15 protein-coding genes and 1 pseudogene are annotated in these 18,740 nt (G+C 68.6%); 8 read left to right on the top strand and 8 right to left on the bottom strand.

Features of this window, described 5'->3' with window-relative positions:
• The 5 genes from ASD16_RS19365 (at position 1) to pflA (ending at position 5,772) form a co-directional block, all read left to right on the top strand.
• Positions 1–933, top strand: coding sequence for a hypothetical protein (locus ASD16_RS19365; RefSeq protein WP_055921600.1), 933 nt, complete (start codon positions 1–3; stop codon positions 931–933).
• Positions 933–1,079 (top strand): hypothetical protein, encoded by a 147-nt coding sequence (locus ASD16_RS21880; RefSeq protein ID WP_157454032.1) that lies wholly within the window; start codon positions 933–935, stop codon positions 1,077–1,079. Before ASD16_RS19365 ends, ASD16_RS21880 begins: the two co-directional genes overlap by 1 nt.
• Positions 1,076–2,386 (top strand): ferric reductase-like transmembrane domain-containing protein, encoded by a 1,311-nt coding sequence (locus ASD16_RS19370; protein WP_055921602.1) that lies wholly within the window; start codon positions 1,076–1,078, stop codon positions 2,384–2,386. The genes ASD16_RS21880 and ASD16_RS19370 overlap by 4 nt, the downstream gene beginning before the upstream one ends.
• A 215-nt stretch (positions 2,387–2,601) precedes the next feature.
• A complete protein-coding gene (gene pflB / locus ASD16_RS19375; RefSeq protein ID WP_055921606.1) occupies positions 2,602–4,857 on the top strand; it encodes a formate C-acetyltransferase in 2,256 nt (751 codons plus the stop codon).
• A gap of 30 nt (positions 4,858–4,887) precedes the next feature.
• The gene (gene pflA, locus ASD16_RS19380) at positions 4,888–5,772 is read left to right on the top strand and encodes a pyruvate formate-lyase-activating protein (protein ID WP_055921608.1); all 885 of its coding nucleotides are present in this window, start codon (positions 4,888–4,890) and stop codon (positions 5,770–5,772) included.
• A gap of 44 nt (positions 5,773–5,816) precedes the next feature.
• Here pflA and ASD16_RS19385 read toward each other — a convergent pair whose 3' ends face one another.
• The 8 genes from ASD16_RS19385 to ASD16_RS19420 form a co-directional block, all read right to left on the bottom strand.
• Positions 5,817–6,773, bottom strand: coding sequence for a carbohydrate kinase (locus ASD16_RS19385; protein ID WP_055921611.1), 957 nt, complete (start codon positions 6,771–6,773; stop codon positions 5,817–5,819).
• An 85-nt stretch (positions 6,774–6,858) separates the two neighbouring features.
• Positions 6,859–8,274 carry a glycoside hydrolase family 32 protein gene (locus ASD16_RS19390; RefSeq protein ID WP_235523431.1) on the bottom strand — a complete coding sequence of 472 codons (1,416 nt, stop codon included), beginning with the start codon at positions 8,272–8,274 and terminating at the stop codon, positions 6,859–6,861.
• 54 nt (positions 8,275–8,328) lie between these two features.
• Entirely contained in the window at positions 8,329–9,390 is a 1,062-nt protein-coding gene (locus tag ASD16_RS19395) for an ABC transporter ATP-binding protein (RefSeq protein WP_055921614.1), read from the bottom strand.
• Complete coding sequence (locus tag ASD16_RS19400) at positions 9,387–10,328, bottom strand: ABC transporter ATP-binding protein (RefSeq protein ID WP_055921617.1); 942 nt, start codon at positions 10,326–10,328, stop codon at positions 9,387–9,389. Before ASD16_RS19400 ends, ASD16_RS19395 begins: the two co-directional genes overlap by 4 nt.
• Complete coding sequence (locus tag ASD16_RS19405) at positions 10,325–11,338, bottom strand: ABC transporter permease (RefSeq protein ID WP_235523433.1); 1,014 nt, start codon at positions 11,336–11,338, stop codon at positions 10,325–10,327. The genes ASD16_RS19400 and ASD16_RS19405 overlap by 4 nt, the downstream gene beginning before the upstream one ends.
• A 19-nt stretch (positions 11,339–11,357) precedes the next feature.
• Positions 11,358–12,335, bottom strand: coding sequence for an ABC transporter permease (locus ASD16_RS19410; RefSeq protein WP_055921620.1), 978 nt, complete (start codon positions 12,333–12,335; stop codon positions 11,358–11,360).
• Between the two features lie 100 nt (positions 12,336–12,435).
• A complete protein-coding gene (locus ASD16_RS19415) occupies positions 12,436–14,103 on the bottom strand; it encodes an ABC transporter substrate-binding protein (protein ID WP_055921829.1) in 1,668 nt (555 codons plus the stop codon).
• Between the two features lie 90 nt (positions 14,104–14,193).
• On the bottom strand, positions 14,194–15,186 hold the full coding sequence (locus tag ASD16_RS19420; RefSeq protein WP_082571001.1) for a LacI family DNA-binding transcriptional regulator: 993 nt from the start codon (positions 15,184–15,186) through the stop codon (positions 14,194–14,196).
• A gap of 755 nt (positions 15,187–15,941) precedes the next feature.
• Here ASD16_RS19420 and ASD16_RS19425 point away from each other — a divergent pair.
• The 3 genes and pseudogenes from ASD16_RS19425 to ASD16_RS19435 form a co-directional block, all read left to right on the top strand.
• A pseudogene (locus ASD16_RS19425) lies at positions 15,942–16,217 on the top strand (DUF4839 domain-containing protein); the annotation flags it as partial.
• Positions 16,218–16,427: 210 nt separating this feature from the next.
• Positions 16,428–17,033: a hypothetical protein gene (locus ASD16_RS21885; protein WP_157454035.1), complete on the top strand. Its 606-nt coding sequence runs from the start codon at positions 16,428–16,430 to the stop codon at positions 17,031–17,033.
• A 162-nt stretch (positions 17,034–17,195) separates the two neighbouring features.
• Positions 17,196–17,666, top strand: a complete 471-nt coding sequence (locus tag ASD16_RS19435) for a hypothetical protein (RefSeq protein ID WP_157454036.1) — start codon at positions 17,196–17,198, stop codon at positions 17,664–17,666.
• The last annotated feature ends 1,074 nt before the right edge of the window (positions 17,667–18,740 follow it).

Here is an 18,740-nt window from a genome sequence, read left to right on the forward strand (position 1 = left end):
ATGTCGACGCCGACCTCGGCCACCCTCCCCACCCTGCTGGCGCTGTGCGTGGCCATCACGGGGACGCTCATCACCATCGCGCTCTGCGTCCTCTACCTGCGACGCGTCCGGATGGACCGCCCGGCGATCGGCACGTTCAACGGCTCGGACATCGTCGTCCTCTTCGGTTTCATCGTCGCGCTGCCGCTGTTCTACCTGATCCTGCCGCTCACGCCGTTGCTGGTCGCCCTCGGCCTGACCTTCACCTCGGCCCTGGTGATCGGGTTGCGGCCGATGATCGGGCCCACCGCCACGTGGATCGTCGTCGGCATCGTGATCGCCGCCAACATCTGGATGGGTCGGACGATGCTCGGCACCGTGGTGGGCTGGCAGCTGTTCTGGATCGAGAACGACATCCTCGTCGTCTGCGCGGCTGTCACGACCGCGAACCTCTACGTGCAGGGCGGGATGAGGCTGCGGCACGTCGCCTGGTTCGGCCTGATCCTGGCGGTCTACGACGCCATCTTCACCTTCGTCTGGCCCGTCACGAACACCCTCGCCCAACGCTTCATCGGGTGGCCGTTCGACCCGTCCGTGGGCTTTCGCATCGGCATCTACAACGCGACCATCGGCCTGGGCGACCTGCTCGTCTACGGCCTGTTCGTGATCGCCGCACTGAAGGCGTACGGTCCGCGAGCGGCGCGGGGGGCGACGATCATCGCTGTGCTGTGCGGAGCGGTCGTGCCGGCGCTGCTTCCCGTCCTGACCGACGTGTTCATCGACGCACGGACCGACGTCATCGTGCCCGCGCAGGCGGCGTTCGGCCCGGCGGCCTTCCTGTACTACCGGTGGCTGCGGCGCACGTACGGGGCCGAGCGCACCATGGCGGGCTTCCTCGGTGAGCTCGACGTCGACCGCCCGTCGACGCCGGCACTGGCAGCCAGCGTGCCGTGATGGCGGGTCAGTGGTGGCAGCGGCACTGGGCGACGGTCGTGCTGGCCGGCGTGGCGCTCACCGTAGGGCTGTGGCTGGGTCTGACCGCTCCCGTCACGTCGCCGGTGAACCAGCTCCCGAGCACCGCTCCCGTCCACGGGCCATGAGCGCCGACCGCGGACCAGGCAACGCGGCCCTCCCGCAGGCCCTGATCGTGCTGGGGGCCGTGGTCGCCGTGTGGCCGGTCCGGCCGTCGGCCACCGGGATCACCGGCGACGTCGTCATCGCCCACGTCTCGGGGATGCTCGCCGGGTACGGCGCCGTCGTCCTCGTCGCGCTGATGTCGCGGTGGCCCGTGATCGAACGTGCCGTCGGCGCCGACGAGCTCGCCCGGTGGCACGCGCGCGGCGGCCGGCTGGTCATGGCCCTCATCGTCACCCACGCCTGCGCCGCGGTCGTCGTCTGGGCCAGGCTCCGTGGCATCGACGCCGGGAGCGCCCTGATCGAGGTGGTGCGCATGCCCGGCGTGGCCGCCGCCGTCGTCGCCCTCGTGCTCCTCCTGGCCGTCGCCGGCACCTCGATCCGCCGCGCCCGGCGCAGGATCCGGTACGAGACCTGGCACGGCATCCACCTGGTGAGCTACCTGGCCGTCGCGGCCGGGTTCGTCCACCAGCTGGCCGGACCGGACCTCGCAGGGCACCGGGCGGTGCAGGTGGGCTGGTCCCTGCTCTACACGGCAGCGTTCGCGCTCGTCGTGCACTACCGGCTCCTGGTGCCGCTCCGCACGGCGATGCGGCACCGGTTGCGTGTCGCGGACGTGGTCGAGGAAGGCGCCGGAACCGTCTCGATCACCGTGGGCGGGAGCCGTCTCCACGAGCTGCGAGCCCAGCCGGGACAGTACTTCCGCTGGCGGTTCCTCACCCCGGACACCTGGCTCAGCGCCCACCCGTTCTCGTTGTCCGCACCACCGGCTCACGACTCGTTCCGCCTCACCGTCTCGGCCCGGGGAGACGGGACCCACGCACTGCAGTCGATCGAGCCCGGCACCCGGGTCGTCGCCGAGGGCCCGTACGGAATCCTGACCGAGCGCCGGCGCACCCGACGCGACGTCGTGCTGATCGCCGGTGGTGTCGGGATCGCCCCCATGAGAGCGCTGTTCGAGACGCTGGCCATACCACCCGGCGGCGACGTGCTCCTGCTGTACCGCACGGCCGACCCCGAGCACGCGCTGCTCGGCGACGAGCTCGACCGGCTCGCGCAGCGTGCCGGCGCTCGGCTCCACTACCTGACCCAGCCGGGGGGAGGGGAGCTCACCGCTGCCTCCCTGCTCGGCCGGGTGCCGGACCTGGTGACCCGGGACGTGTTCATCTGCGGGCCGCCCGCCATGACCCGCACGCTCATGGCGGACCTGACCCGTGCCGGGCTGCCGCGAGCACACCTGCACGCCGAGGGCTACCACTCCGGCAGCCACTAGCTCCGACGGGCCCGGCGGACGCGGACCGCAGCCGGCTGTGACGCCTCGACGATCACGCCGCTCGCGCGGACCCATCGATCTGGGCCTGTTCGAGGTCTACGGTGAAGGTTGCTCTTCATCGAAGGTTCCGAGGTCCTGGTGGCTCTTCCACGTGCCGAGAGCGGCTGGCTCGTCGCCGGGCGACGCGTGGCCAGGCACGACATGAGGGAGCAACCATGAACACCTCCACCATCGACCAGGTCGTCCGGGACGCGTGGGCTGGTTTCAGCGTCGGCCCGTGGGCCGACGCCATCGACGTCCGCGACTTCATCCAGCGCAACTACACGCCGTACGAGGGTGACGACAGGTTCCTGGCCGGTGCGACCGCGCGCACCACCGCTGTCTGGGCGCAGATCGCTGCGATGTTCCCCGAGGAGCGCGCCAAGGGCATCTACGACGTCGACGCGCACACCCCGTCGACCATCACGTCGCACGCGCCGGGCTACATCGACAAGGACAAGGACCTCATCGTCGGGCTCCAGACCGACGCGCCGCTCAAGCGCGCGATCATGCCGAACGGCGGCTACCGGATGGTCGAGAACGCCCTGGCGACCTACGGCTACGAGCCGGACCCGCTCGTGCGCGACATCTTCACCAAGTACCGCAAGACCCACAACGACGGCGTCTTCGACGCCTACCCGTCGGACGTGCGCAAGGCACGGTCCGCGCACCTCATCACCGGCCTCCCGGACGCCTACGGTCGGGGCCGGATCATCGGTGACTACCGCCGCGTCGCGCTGTACGGCGTCGACGCGCTGATCGCGGCCAAGCAACGCGACCGCTCGATGCTCGACATGGAGCGCTCGGTCGAGACCGTGATCCGCGACCGTGAGGAGCTGGCCGAGCAGCTCCGGGCGCTCGGTGAGCTCAAGGTCATGGCCGCGTCCTACGGGTACGACATCTCCGGTCCGGCGACCAGTGGCCGTGAAGCCGTGCAGTGGCTGTACTTCGCCTATCTGGCCGCGGTGAAGGAGCAGAACGGCGCGGCGATGTCGCTCGGCCGCACGTCGACGTTCCTGGACATCTACCTGCAGCGCGACCTCGACGCCGGCCTCCTCACCGAGGAGCAGGTGCAGGAGCTCATCGACGACTTCGTCATCAAGCTGCGGATCGTGCGCTTCCTGCGCACCCCGGAGTACGACGAGCTCTTCTCGGGCGACCCGACGTGGGTGACCGAGTCGATCGGCGGCATGGGGGAGGACGGGCGCACGCTCGTCACGAAGAACTCGTTCCGCCTCCTGCAGACCCTGTACAACCTGGGACCGGCGCCGGAGCCGAACCTGACCGTCTTCTGGAGCGAGAGGCTCCCCGCGGGCTTCAAGGAGTTCTGCGCGAAGGTCTCGATCGACACGTCGGCCATCCAGTACGAGTCCGACGCGCACATCACGTCGGTCTGTGGCGATGACGGCGCCATCGCCTGCTGCGTGTCACCGATGAAGGTCGGCAAGCAGATGCAGTTCTTCGGCGCCCGCGTGAACCTCGCCAAGACGCTGCTGTATGCGATCAACGGCGGCCGCGACGAGGTGACGGGCAAGCAGGTCGCGCCGGTCACCGCGCCGGTCGAGGGCGACGTCCTGTCCTACGACGACGTCGTGGCCAAGTTCGACGCGACGATGGACTGGCTGGCGCAGACCTACATCGACGCGCTCAACGTCGTCCACTTCATGCACGACAAGTACGCCTACGAGCGCATCGAGATGGCGCTGCACGACAGCCAGGTCATGCGGACCCTCGCGTGCGGCATCGCCGGGCTCTCGGTCGTGACCGACTCGCTGTCGGCCATCAGGTACGCCACGGTCCACCCGGTGCGCGACGAGTCGGGCCTGGTCGTCGACTACACGATCGAGGGCGACTACCCCACCTACGGCAACGACGACGACGCGGTCGACGAGATCGCCGTCGACCTGGTCCGCACGTTCATGGCGAAGCTCCGCGAGCTGGCGACCTACCGTGGCGCGGTGCACACCCAGTCGGTGCTGACGATCACCTCGAACGTCGTCTACGGCAAGGCCACGGGCAACACCCCCGACGGCCGCCGGGCCGGTCAGCCCTTCGCGCCCGGCGCCAACCCGATGAGCGGCCGCGACTCGCACGGCATGCTCGCGTCCGCACTGTCCGTCGCGAAGCTGCCGTTCGACGAGGCGCAGGACGGCATCTCCCTGACGAACACGGTCACCCCTCCGGGCCTCGGCCGCACGCGGGTGGAGCAGGTGCACAACCTGGTCGGCCTGCTGGACGCGCAGATGATCTCCGAGGGCTACCACATGAACGTCAACGTGCTGAACGAGGACACGTTGCTCGACGCGATGGAGCACCCCGAGAACTACCCGCAGCTCACCATCCGGGTGTCCGGCTACGCGGTCAACTTCGTCCGCCTCACCCGTGAGCAGCAGCTCGACGTGCTGTCGCGGACGTTCCACGGCTCCATCTGAGTCTGTCGGGTCTTCGGGCGCAGGAGAGGCATGGTCAGCAACGAGACCACGGGCCCACAGGTGGTGCCTCTGGGGCAACCTGTCGTCGGGGGTTCGAGCGAGCGCCCGGTGGGTCACGGCACCGCCGGGCTGGAGGACGTCGAGTACGACCACGGTGGACGGCTCGCAGCGGTGCGCGCGGGCGAGCTCGGGTCGGTCCACTCCTGGGAGCTGGTCACGGCCGTCGACGGCCCAGGAACACGCCTGACCGTGTTCCTGGCCGGCTGCCTGCTGCGGTGCCTGTACTGCCACAACCCCGACACGCTGGAGATCCGACGCGGCAAGAGCGTGACCGCCAAGGAGCTGCTCCGCCGGGTCAAGCGCTACCGCGGAGTCATGACGGCGACCGGTGGGGGACTGACCCTCTCCGGCGGCGAGCCGATGATGCAGCCGGCGTACGTCCGCACGCTGCTGCGCGGAGCCAAGGCGATGGGCGTCCACACCGCGATCGACACCTCCGGCTTCCTCGGAGCATCGTGCACCGACGAGATGCTCGACGACATCGACCTGGTGCTGCTGGACGTGAAGTCCGGCCTGCCCGAGACGTACAAGCGGGTCACCGGGCAGGAGCTGGCCCCGACGCTGGCGTTCGGCCGTCGCCTGGCAGCGCGCGGCACCGAGGAGGTGTGGGTCCGCTTCGTGCTCGTCCCGGACCTGACCGACGCGATCGAGAACGTCGAGGCAGTGGCGCAGTACGTCGCCTCGCTGGGTCCGGTCGTCACCCGGGTCGAGGTGCTCCCGTTCCACCAGATGGGCCGCGACAAGTGGGCCGAGCTCGGCATGACGTACGAGCTGGACGGTGTCCGCTCGCCCGACCCCGAGCTGCTGGGCCGGGTCCGGGGCCAGTTCCGCGCACACGGCTTGACCACGTTCTGACAGGTGCCCTGTCCGGCGCTTTGTCGGGTCTGCGTGCGTCCGGTCTACGGGGCGCCGGACTCAGCCTCGTCGAGCTCGTGGAGGCGGGGTGGTGCGGCGCCCGGGCGGGAGACGGTGATCGCGGCCGCTCGGGAGGCTCGGCGCGCTGCGAGCTGGACGGCGTGGTTGCGGTTGGCGGACAGTCCTGGGCGGCCCGCGGCTCCCAGCAGGTGCTCCCGACCGAGCCCGTCGATCAGGGCGGACATGAAGGCGTCACCTGCGCCGACGGTGTCCACCACCGTGACGACGGTCGGCTCGATGTGCACCACGCCGTCCCGGGTGGCGCACCAGGACCCTTCTCTGCCGAGCGTCACCACGACCACCGCGGGTCCACGATGCACCCAGTCCTGGGCGATCTGCACCGGATCGGCCCCGGGGTAGAGGTAGGCGATGTCCTCGTCGCTGGCCTTGACCACGTCACTGAGCTCCACCATCTGTTCGACGCGGGCGACTGCTTCGGCGTGGTCGGGCACGAGGGCGGGACGGATGTTGGGATCGAAGCTGATGCTCGACCGGCCACGCATGCCTTCGACCAGCGCTCGGACGGAGCTGGCGCCAGGAGCCATCAGGGCAGCGATGGAGCCTGTGTGGACGTGCAGCGGCGTGCAGGGCGGATCGACCTGCGGCAATGTCCAGCTGATGTCGAACGTGTAGGTCGCTGCGCCGGTGTGGTCCAGGTACGCCACCGCGAACGGCGTGGCGGCACCGCTCGCCGCTGGGTCCGGCACGGCGAGGACCTGTACACCGGCTCCGGCGAGGTGAGCACGGATGAGGCGGCCGTGGTCGTCGTCGCCGAGCTGCGTCATCAAGGACACCTCGGCCCCGAGCTGGGCCAGGCCGAAGGCGACGTTCGCGGGGCTTCCCCCGGGGTGGGTGGAGGCAGGGCCGGACAGCGGGTGGACGACGTCAGCCACGGCCTCGCCGATGACGAGGTAGCGACGGGTGGGGGAAGGCGACGGCATGCTGCTCCTGGGTCTGCGTCGAGAGGTGTCGCCGGGTGAGCCGGACGCCTGACGTGGACGTCGCCATCCCGGCCCGACCGATGCGTCAGCTGGGTGACGACGGTTCCAGCCTCACGGTGGTCAGTGGCACGTGGGGGAAGATCTGCTGGGTGAGCGTGACGAGTCCCTCGTCGACGTAGACCTCGAGGATGCTGGCGTCGACGACGATCTCGACGTGGGTGAGGGTTTCGGCACTGAGCAGAGGGGCGGTGTCGACCGACGAAAAGGCGGGATGGAAGTCGACGGCGCCGCTGCGGCTCCGGTCGCACGTGATGGTGCGTGCGTCCCCGTCGACGGTGATGGTGATCCTGCCGCCGTGGGGATCGTCGGATCCGAGGACGATGTCGGTGCGGTCTCCCGGCCCCGACGGCACCTGGACGTCGAAGACCTGGAGACGGGTCGCGTCCGTGGGGAGCTGCGGCTCCTGTGTGACGCGCAGGACCCCGTCCGAGCACCGGACCAGCTCGAGCTCGCGGACGAGAGACATCGCGGACCGCCACGGGTGGGTGGGGGTGTCGTTGGCGTAGTCCCAGTTGCTTGCCCAGCCGATCATCAGCCGCCGGCCTTCCGGAGCGTCGTTGAACGACACGGCCGCGTAGTAGTCGCGCCCGTAGTCCAGCCAGTCGTAGTCGGCGAGGTGAGGGGAGTCCGACAGTCGGTCCGGGACGAAGGTCGAGCCGTCGAAGTCGCCGACGAAGTACTGCGTCCCGGATCCGCCGGCGATGGCGCCGGGGTTCAGGCTGACCACCAGGACCCACCTGGTCTCGCCGGTGCCGCGGACCTCGAGGGGGAACAGGTCAGGGCACTCCCACATCCCCCCGACGGCATGGGCGGGCCCGAAGCGCGACTCCAGGGTCCAGTCGAGGAGGTTCGGCGAGCTGTAGATGACGACCTGGCGATCCTGGGCCTCGACCGCGACCATGATCCAGCGGCCCTCGTCGCCGCCGTGCCAGAACACCTTCGGGTCGCGGAAGTCCGAGGAACCGGTGTCGAGCACGGGGTTGCCGGCGTACCGGGTCCACGTCATCCCGCCGTCCAGGCTGTACGCCAGGGACTGGGCCTGGACTCCCGGACGGCGTGACGCGCTGGTGTACGCGCTGGTGTACACGGCGACGAGCGCGGTCTCGCCGGGTCCGGCGAAGCCGGCGGTGTTGCGCACGTCGGCCACGGCGCTGCCCGAGAACACGTTCTCCTCGGGTGTGTGCGCGATGGCCACGTCATGCTCCGACCACGTGACCAGGTCGGTGGAGGTGGCGTGACCCCAGGACATCGGGCCCCAGATGTTGCCCTCGGAGTTGTTCTGGAAGAACAGGTGGTAGACGCCGGCGTGGTGGAGCAGCCCGTTGGGGTCGTTGAGCCAGGTGTCCTGGGCGGTGAAGTGGGCGGACGGCCGCAGGTGCGGGGTGGCAGCCTGCGCGGCCGAGGCGACGTCGGCCGTGGGCACGGCGGGGATCGGGTTCACGAGAAGTCCTAGAGGTTCGGCGGCGAGCGGATCGGCGTGCGGCGGCGTCGGTGACTAGCCCTCGACCGTGTCCACGGCCAGGGCCCGCGAGGCGACGTCCGCGGCGGGCCGGTACAGGTGGCAGCGGACCCAGTGCCGGTCCTCGGCCGGTCCGACGTCGTGCCGGACGGGTTCGGTGCGGCTGCAGACCTGGTTCGGGTCCCCGTCGAAAGGACAGGACTCCGAGTCGAGCACCGCGGCGCGCAGCCTCGCCCGTTCGTCGGGGTCGTAGCTGCCGGCCCGCAACGGGTTCGGTACGGCGGACAGCAGCAGCTGGGTGTACGGGTGAGCCGGCCGGGCCATGAGGGCCGTGGACGCGCCGCTCTCGACGAGCTCACCGGCGAACATGACCGTCGTCCTGTCCGCGACATACCGCGCCGAGGCGAGGTCGTGCGTGATGAAGAGCATCGAGATGCCGCGCTCGTCACGCAGTCGGCGCATGAGGTTGAGGACGCCGATCCGGACGGACACGTCGAGCATGGACGTGGGCTCGTCGGCGAGGATCACCTCGGGGTCCATGGCGAGCGCCCGGGCGATGGAGACACGCTGACGCTGGCCGCCGGACAGCTCGAACGCGCGCGAGTCCAGCATGTCCATCGGCAGGTCGACCGTCGCCATCAGCTCCGCGACGAGCTCCCGCATCTGGTCGGCGCCCTTGGCCCGGCCGTGCAGCCGGGCAGCCCGCTCGAGGAACTGCTGGACCCGGTGGGCCGGGTTCAGGGAGCCGAAGGGATCCTGGAAGATCATCTGCACCTTGCTGCGGAACTCCCGGGACGCGCGTCGTGGCTCGCTGCGGAGCACGTCGACGCCGTCGACGAAGATCTGTCCCGCGGTCGGCCGCTCCAGCCGGGCGATGCAGCGCGCGATCGTGCTCTTGCCGCTGCCCGACTCACCCACCAGCGCCAGGATCTCCCCACGCTCGAGGTCCAGGTCCACCGAGCGGAGCGCACGCACGACCGTGCGCGAGAAGAGGCCCCCGACCGGGAAGTCGACACTGAGTCCTCGCAGGCTGATCACGGCGTCCGGCACCGCCTCGGTGTCCGCACGCGTACCGGTCGCCGGCGCTGAGATGCTCATGATCGTCCTCCATCGATGACGGTGCCCACCGGCACGGGTGCGACCCAGTGGCCGGGCTGTTCCTCGCGCAGGTCCGGGATGTCGGTGAACCGCACCCCCTCGCCCAGTCCCACCAGGGGGGCGACGGGTCCGGACAGCGGCGGGAACGCGTTGATGAGCGCGCGGGTGTAGGGGTGGCGCGGGTCCGCGAACATGGTCTTCGCGTCGGCCGTCTCGACGAACCGGCCGGCGTACATGACGGCCATCCGGTGGGACAGCTCGATCATCAGCGACATGTCGTGCGTGATGAACAGGACGGAGAACCCGAGCTCGCGCTGCAGCTCGGCGATCTGCGCCATGATCTCCTGCTGGACGACGACGTCGAGCGCGGTCGTCGGCTCGTCCATGATCAGCAGGTGGGGCCGCAGGGCGACCGCCATGGCGATGACCACGCGCTGGCGCATGCCGCCGGACAGCTGGTGCGGGTAGGACCGCAGGCGGGCCGGGTCGATGCGCACGAGCTCGAGCAGCTCGGCCGCCCGGGCCCGCGCCTTGCTCTTCGACAGGCCCTCGTGGGTGGTGAAGATGTCGACGATCTGGTCACCGACGGTCATGACGGGGTTCAGGGAGTTCATGGCCGACTGGAAGACCATCGCGACCTCCCGCCACCGCAGCGCGCGCAGCTCCTCGGCGTCGAGGGTGAGGATGTCTCGTCCCCGGAACCGGATGGACCCGCCCGTGATCACGGCCGGCGGGCGCAGCAGCCGCATGATCGCGTTGGCAGCGGTGCTCTTGCCGCAGCCGGACTCGCCGGCCAGCCCGAAGATCTCGCCCCTGCCGATCTGGAAGCTGACCCGGTCGACGGCGCGCACCGTGCGGTACTCGCCGTGGTACTCGACGGACAGGTCCGAGACCTCCAGGACCGGCGCGTCATCTGGTGACGACGGGATCGTGCTCATCGGTTCACCTCCTGGTGGGTTGCCGAGCCGGGCGCCGCACGGCGGCTGGCCCTGCCCCGGCGGGTGGATCGCAGTCGGGGGTTGGTTACCTCGTCGACGCCGTAGTTGATGAGCGCCAGGGCGAAGGCCACGAGGGCGATGGCAGCACCTGAGGGCACGAAGGCCCACCACGTGCCCGACATCAGGGCTCCGTCGTTGCTGGCCCAGTACAGGTTGGTGCCCCAGCTGACCACGCTGACGTCGCCGAGCCCGAGGAACTCCAGGCCGGCCTGGGCACCGATGCCGAAGATCACGGACCCGATCAGGGTGATCATCACGATCGACGCCATGTTCGGGAGGATCTCCCGGAACATGATCCAGCCCGCACGCTCACCGGTGACGATCGCGGCGGCGACGAAGTCCTTCCCACGGATGGAGAGCGCCTGGGACCGCAGGACGCGGGCCGAACCCGCCCAGCCGGTGAACGTGAGGACGAGGATCACCGTGGTCATCCCCGTCGGCAGGAACGCGGCCAGGATCACCAGGAGCGGCAGGCCGGGGATGAGGAGGAACACGTTGGTGACCAGGGACAACGAGTTGTCGGCCCGGCCTCCGAAGTAGGCCGAGGACAGGCCCACCAGCAGTCCGATGAACGTGGCCGCGATGCCGACGACGAAGCCCACGAGCAGGGAGCTGCGCGCCCCCCACATGGTCAGGGCCAGGACGTCCTGCCCCTTCGCGGTGGTGCCGAACAGGTGCTCCGCCGAGGGCGGTTGCGCTCCGAGCGAGGTGATGGTCGACGGGTTGCCAGGGGCGAGGACCGGGGCGAGCAGCGCCACGGCGACGAAGAGCGCGAGGATGATCATCCCGGTCAGCGCCTTGCGGTTGGCGACGAGGCTGTGCCCGAGGCCCTGACGGACCGGGTGTCGTGGGGGGCGGTCGAGCGCCGCCGGTGCGGTGGGGCCGCTCAGGATCTCGCGGTGATCCGTGGCGACGAGGAGCTGCACCTCGGCTGGGTCGGTAGCAGACACGAGTGTTCCTCCTTCCGGTTCAGGAGACCCGCACGCGCGGGTCGAGGCGGACGTAGACGACGTCGACGAGGAAGTTCGCGGCCAGGACGGCGGCGGTGATGGTCAGGAAGATGCCCTGCATCAGCGGGTAGTCCAGGGCGGAGACGGCCGCGAGGAGCTGGTATCCCAGGCCGGGGTAGGCGAAGACGACCTCGGTGAGCAGGGCGCCGCCGACGACGAACCCGATGGCCATGCCGAACGAGGTGGTGGCCGGCAGGGTCGCGTTGCGGGCGCCGTACCGGAGCATGACGCGCGACGGTCGCAACCCCTTGGCCTCCGCCATGACGATGTAGTCCTCGGAGTTGGTGGCGATCATGGTGTTCCGCATGCCGAGCATCCAGCCGCCGATGGACACCAGCACGATCGTCGTGACGGGCAGGACGAGGTGTGCTGCGACGTCGGCGATGAACTCCGGCGACCAGGACGGGGTCATCCCCGCGCTGTAGGCGTGCCGGAGGGGGAACCAGCCGAGCGTGACCCCGAACAGGTACAGCGCACCCATGGCGAGCCAGAAGTAGGGGAAGGACCCGATGAAGACCAGCACCGGTGGCAGGATCGAGTCCAGCACGCCCCCCCGCCGCCAGGCCGCGAGGATCCCCAGGGAGTTCCCGACCACCACGGCGATGATCAGTGCGGTGCCGCCGAGCAGCAGCGTCCAACCGATCTGGCTGGCGATGACCTCGGTCACCGGGGTGGGGAACCGGGAGATGGAGACCCCCATGTCGCCCGTGAAGATGCTCTGCCAGTAGCTGAGGTACTGCTGCCAGATCGGGCGCTCGTCCAGCCCGAACAGGACGCGCATCTGGTCGACCTGCTCCGGCGTCATCCGTCCCTGGGACTGGCTGAGCATCCGCGAGACCGGGTCTCCGGGCATGAAGCGGGGGAGCAGGAAGTTGAGGGTGACCGAGACCCAGAAGGCGACCAGGTAGAAGCCCAGGCGGCTGACGACGAATCGCATGGCATTCACTCCGTTGTGTTGTGCGGCGCACCCGACGGCGCCTGCGCGGGACAGCGCGTGCGCCGTCGGGTGTGCAGCTGCGGGAGAAGGCGGGCGAGGGTTACTCGGAGATGACCGGCTCGAGCGTGGTCAGCACCAGGACGGTGGTGGGGCCGCGGGTCGAGAGGGTCGCGTACGGGTCGTCCTCGGTCGGGAAGCCCGTGAAGCGCGTCGTGTTGTACGCGCCCCACCGGGGGCCGGGGAACAGCGGGACGACCGGTGCGAGCTCGTCGAAGAGCACCTGCAGCTCGTCGATCGCCTGCTGCTGGCTCGCCTCGTCGGTGGACCCGGCGAACTGCGTGAGGAGCGCGTCCGCCTCGGGCACGCCGAACCGGTGGTAGTTCTGCGTCGCCTGCTCACCGACAGGCTTGACCGTCTCGGTGGACATCACGCCGCGGAAGAACTGGTACGGCGTCGCCTCCATGTTGCTCCACACGATGCCCGTGTCGAAGCTGCCGTCCTCGTAGCCGGCGACCACCGCGGACCAGTCCGGCGCGTCGACCGTCGCGTCGATGCCGACGTCGTCGAGGTTCTGGTCGATGATGTTCGCCGCCGACAGCCAGTCCGACGACGTCGCTCCGACGGAGATGTCGAACGCCAGCGGCGAGCCGTCGGGCATCGTCCGGGTGCCGTCGGCTCCGCGGGTGTACCCGGCCTCGTCGAGGATCGCGTTGGCGCCGTCGACGTCACGGTCGGTCCAGTCGCAGGCTCCCGCCACGTCCTCGTTGCGCCAGGCGTCGTACCCGTCGGACAGCCCTGTGCAGTCGGCCGGGTGGGTGTAGCCCTGCATCGCGACCTCGGTGATGGACTCACGGTCGATCGCCATGCTCAGCGCCTTGCGGACCTGCACGTCGTCGAAGGGCGGCTTGGTCGTGTTCAGCTGCCAGTTGATCACGCCGTCGGTCGCCGGGAACCAGAAGTGCCGGTGGTCCGGGTCGTCGGCGACGAACGCGTTCTCGATGTCGGGGATGAACTGGTCGGCCCAGTCCGTCTCCCCGTTGGTCGTCGCCAGGTTCGCGGGGTCGTTGCCGGCGAAGGCCAGCATCTGGATGCCCTCGATCTTCTGCTTGTCGGGCTGCCAGTAGCTCGGGTTCTTCCCGAGGCTGAAGGCCTGGCTCTCGAAGCTGATGATCTCCGTGTACGGACCGGTGCCGACCGGCGTCTCGTTCGTCTCCAGAGCGGCATCGTCGATGCTCTCCCAGATGTGCTCCGGCACGATCACCTGCCGGCCGAGCTCGTACAGGGCCGGGGCGAAGGGGGTGGTGAAGGTGAAGGTGACGGTGTCGTCGTCCTCCGCCGTGACGGTGTCGAGGTACTCGTAGCCGCCGGCGACCTCCTTCTGCAGCTCGAACGTGAAGGCCACGTCCGCAGCCGTGAAGGGCTCCCCGTCCGACCACTGGACGCCCTCGCGCAGGGTGAACGTGATCCCCGTCCCGTCGGGCGCGGGAGTCCACTCGGTCGCGAGCCACGGCGTCGTCGTGCCGTCGTTGGGGTTGAAGACGAGCATGGACTCGTAGATCGCCTGCTGCGTCATCGGTGCGGCGTTGGGAGAGAACGGGTTGAAGTTTCGGCTGAAGGTCGCCGTGTCCTCCCGGGGGATCTGCAGGAGCTGGGTGCCGTCGAGTGCCCCGGATGTACCGCCTCCGGCGCACCCGGTCAGGGCGAGGGCTCCCGCAAGGGCGATCGCGCTCAGCGCGAGTCCCCGTCGGGTCGTTGTCGGTCGTGTCATCATGCTGCTCTCCATCTCTGTGCTGCTTCTCTGCTGCTTCTGGGCTGCGAGCGAAGGGTGTGGGAATGGGCTCGATCGGCTGACTGGACCTCAGACCGACGAGCGTTCGACCAGCGGGCAGCCGATCGTCACCTGTTCGGGTGCGATCGGCTGCCCGGCTGCGAGAGCGGCGCCGAGCATCTCGACGCCGCGTGTGCCCATCTCGTGGAAGGGCAGCGCGACCGTGGTGAGCTTCGGCCGCAGGTACGCGGCGATCAGCTCCTGGTTGTCGAACCCGACGACGGCGACGTCGGACGGGATGGACAACCCGTGCTCCTTGATGGCGTCGTACGCGCCCATGGCGATGCGGTCGGTTCCGCAGAAGATCGCGGTGGGACGGTCGGGGAGGCTCAGCAGGGCGCTCGCGGCCAGGTAGCCGCCGTCGGCGGACGAGTCGTCCGACGACCTCACGAGGTCGTCATCGGGCTCGACACCCGCGTCGTCCAGGGCCCGCCGGTAGCCGGCGAGCCGGCCGCGCGCTGCTGTCGTGTCGGGCTCGAGGTTGATGAATCCGATGCGACGGTGACCAGCCTCGATCAGGTGGCGGGTCGCACTGTGCCCTCCGCCCTCCTCGTCGGGCACGATCGACGGCAGTCGACCGTCTGCGTCGAAGCAGTGGACAAGAACCGTCGGTACGTCGAAGGCGATCGGCGGCAGCGTGACCTCGCGATGGAAGCCAGAGGCGTAGATCAGGCCTTCGACGCGCTGCTCCAGCAGCTTCTCGATCGCCGCGCGCTCGAGTCCGGGATTACCGTCGGTCGCCGCGATGAGAAGGAACTTCCCCTCCTGCCACGACCGGTCCTGTGCTCCCTTCACCGTCTCCATCCCGAACGGGCTGGTCACGATCTCCGTCACCAGTCCCAGCAGGCCGGACCGCTGAGCGGCCAGCGCCCGGGCTGCGGCGTGCGGCCGGTACCCGAGATCCTCGGCGGCCCGCAGGATCCGCTCACGGGTCGCGGGCGAGACGCTGCCGTCGTCGCGGTTGTTCAGGACGAACGACACCGCCGTCCTGGACACCCCGACCCGCTGGGCGATGTCGCCCATCCGGACTGCCTTTGATCCATCGCCAGCCACGGCACACCATTCCTGTCGACGTTGACTCCTGGTCAGCGGCATCGTGGGGCGCAGTGAGTGGAGAACTAACGCGCGTTAGGACGACCGCTTGGCGGGGACCTTACGCGCGTTAGTTCCGGATTGTCAACGGTTCTGTCGAGGGCTCCGTCGTCCACCGCGACATCGAGGACCTGGTGCGGCTGCGGTTAGGAGCGAGCGCCAGGCACGAGTGGCGGAGGCGTCGAAGCGTTGATGTGACGCCCCCGGATCGACCCACGAGCTGCGGTCACGTTCGCGGGCTGTTTCGTCGAGCCGAGCCCGCGCCGCCTCCTGCGAGGAGAGACCTAGCGGCTCGCAAGCCGGTCGGCCGTCAGGCCCGGCGTAGGCCGGCCAGCAGCCAGCAGGCTCGAATCGCGCGACCCGAAGTGCCTGGGCGCCGGGTCTCCCACCCGTCCCACGTCGCCCGTCATCCAGCCGCTCAGGAACTGACTGCCCAAGTCCGGAGTCACCGTCGACGGAGAGCCGCGTCTTGTCGTCGACCGCAGTTGCGGTGAGGATGACGACGAGCCGACTGCGGAGGCCACTGAGCCCGCGGCCGAGCCGACCGAGGAAGCGAGCGCGGAGCCCGCAGCGGAAGAGCGTGCGACGGTGCAGACGAGTCCGGAGCTTGCAGCCCTTCTCGCGCTGACCGACTCCTGCAGCCCTGAGGTCGCACAGCTCACGGCCCAGTTTTTTTCGAGGGCCGGCTCATCGAGTTCGACGGGAACATCGGCGCGATGAACCGGCATGGCTCAACGCAGACCCGGTACGACATGCTCATTCTCCCTGGCGACTACAGCGAGACGTCCGCGTCCGGTCCCTCGTTCACGTTCGAGGACGTCAACACGACGTTCGACATGCGCTACACCCGCGACACCATCGGACCCGGCGCCAACCTGCATATCGTGGCCCGCGTCGGCAGGTACGAGCCCAACAACGGCCGCCTGTTCCCGCTTGAGCCGGTCGAGACCTCCTTCCGGTAGGCCGCAGCCGCCACACGCGAGATCCCCGCACCGCGAGCCGGTGATGCGGGGTCTTCCCAAACACAGGTTGCCTGGCGCCCTGCCACGTCGGCCGACGGTTCGTCGCCACTGCGCCGCCACTCGGGTGAGATGAATTTCGCCCTCGTCCGTCCGACCCGGAGCGCCGAGCCGAACACTACGCTCTGATTCTCAGGAGCGGGGGAGGGCGACGTGGCACACCGGACCGCAGAGCAACTGAAGGTCGAGTACCCGGACGCGGACTGGCGTGAACGATTCACGCAGATTTGCGACCTCATGGAGGTTCTAGGGGATTGTACCATTTCGGACAAGTATGCGATCTCTGACGCGCTCAATGACGCGGTTGCTCTCACCCCAGCAGGAGTCACAGTTAGAGATCGTTTGGCACGGAAGGAGGGCGTCCCAGTAAAAGAAGCGAAGTTAATGTGCGCTTTGTCCATTGGGCACGCTGACCTGTTCATCGATGTTGCAAAGACGGATCCGACGAAACTCGCCGAGGCAGTCCATCGTGAGATTGCGGACGGTCGAATCATCTTCCCATTCATCTTCGGCCGCGACCTGTACGATCAGTACGCCGAAATCTTTGACGACGAGAAGGACTCGCTTACAAACGAGGAAACTCTCAACCTACTGGAAAGCCTGCCGCGCGGGGCTACGTCAATGCAAGTCGTGCACTCAGTGCAGGAGGGCTGGCGCGGGTCGAAGCGGGTGAGGATGCCCTTAAGGTCGCGGGGGACGTGGTGCACCAACGTAACCAGCTCAAGCTGGCCACTCGGGCCAAACTGCCCGCAATCTTGAATGTCATCCCGAAGTGGCGCAACAGGCTCAAGTATGGAAATAGTGTGGGTCCCACGCTCGCTCAGCGCCTGCAGGCGAAGCGCGGCGATCCGATCGCTGTAATTGTCAGCGCCGGCAAGACCGGTGCGAGGCTCAACCGGCTTTTGAGGGTGAAGTGATCGCATGGCGCAGATTTGGTTGAGCGATGTCGCGAACATCGGCCATGTCGCTTACTTGTTCGAAACCGACTCGGGTGCATACCGGAAATTTCGTACCCGAGAGGCGATGACGTCGCAAACGGCAGGGTCTTGCCAAAAGATGGGCGGCAAGTTGGTCGCACACTACGTTGGTGCGGACGGTCGAGCGATCATCATCCAGATCGGCAGGTGGGTCTACCCGATCGACGGGAAGACCACGGCGCGCGCGCGCGTTCATCTCGGCGGGTTGTACAGCACGCTTGTCCTCGCGCGGCCCAATATGCCCACGTTGCGCCTCGTCCTGCCGACGCCGCTCCGTCATCTCTCGTTGGACTCTGACTACACGGACGGCGCCGAGTCGCTCGCGAGCCACGTTGGCAACCCCGTGGCGCAACGCTACTTTCGGGAGTTAAACGACTACACCGCCGGGCCATGGCACCTGCTCAAAGAACGCTGAAGCAAGCCAGAGTCCTGAGCGGTCCGCGAGGCTGTAATGGATGGTGGCTATAGCGATTGAAGGTAAGAGATCGATGAGTAGACGAAGAGACTCCGCAATCGATTTTCAAGCAGCGGGTGGGCCTTCTCAGGGAGGCCCCATTCGGCTCTGGATGTTGCCGCAACACGCAGAGGCAGCCGTGTTGGAACGCTGTTTCGTGCTGCCCTGACCTCCCGGTCTCATTGGCTGTGCCGCGGACGTGCAGGCAGCTACGGATCCGAGTTGGCCGCGGCGCGCGGGCGGCGGACAGTGCAGGCCGGATTCCGCATATTGGGCGCTATGCGACCCACTCGGCGACATTTGCCTGGCGGTCAGCGCTCGGCCGCTTCCGTAGTTGTCGCTCATAGCGAAGAACTATGCGAGAAACTTCTTCCGCCTCCCATGCGGTGACGCGAAGACCGGGGGTAACGCGTCCCCAGCTTCCTGCGGAGCGCGTGATGCTGCCTCTCTACAGGAAGCGGGTCGCTGNGACCCGCAACGATGGGGGACGAGCCAGGTCTGCGAGGAGCTACTTCCGCCTCCCATGCGGTGACGCGAAGACCGGGGGTAACGCGTCCCCAGCTTCCTGCGGAGCGCGTGATGCTGCCTCTCTACAGGAAGCGGGTCGCTGGACCGAGCGGCTGACGTGCCCGTTCTATCAGGATCCGAACGTGGCTGAACCCGTCGTCACCAATCTCCTGGCCGAGTGCAGCCAGGGTCCGATCATGTCGATGGAGGACACTGCCGCGGGACGTCTGCATGCGATCCTGCTCGACCTGCGCCGCTCCACAAGCGGGCACCCGGCCCGAGCGTTGCCCGAGGTTCCGGGGCACGGGGTCGGGCTCCACATGCGCGGGCCGGAGGTCTCTACATAGCCAGGTCTTCGGGATGGGAACTGAACAGGAACTGAATCTCTGGTGAGAGGGCATGCTGGGGCACACCGGGTCGGATTCGTCGCCGGGCGACGGACGCCAAGCAGCCGGATAGTGCCCCGTGACCTGGCAAGATGCGAGCGGACGACGGGAATCGAACCCGCACCGCCAGTTTGGAAGACTG

Origin of the sequence: Cellulomonas sp. Root485, from assembly GCF_001426705.1 — a bacterium.
Taxonomy (GTDB): Bacteria; Actinomycetota; Actinomycetes; order Actinomycetales; family Cellulomonadaceae; genus Cellulomonas.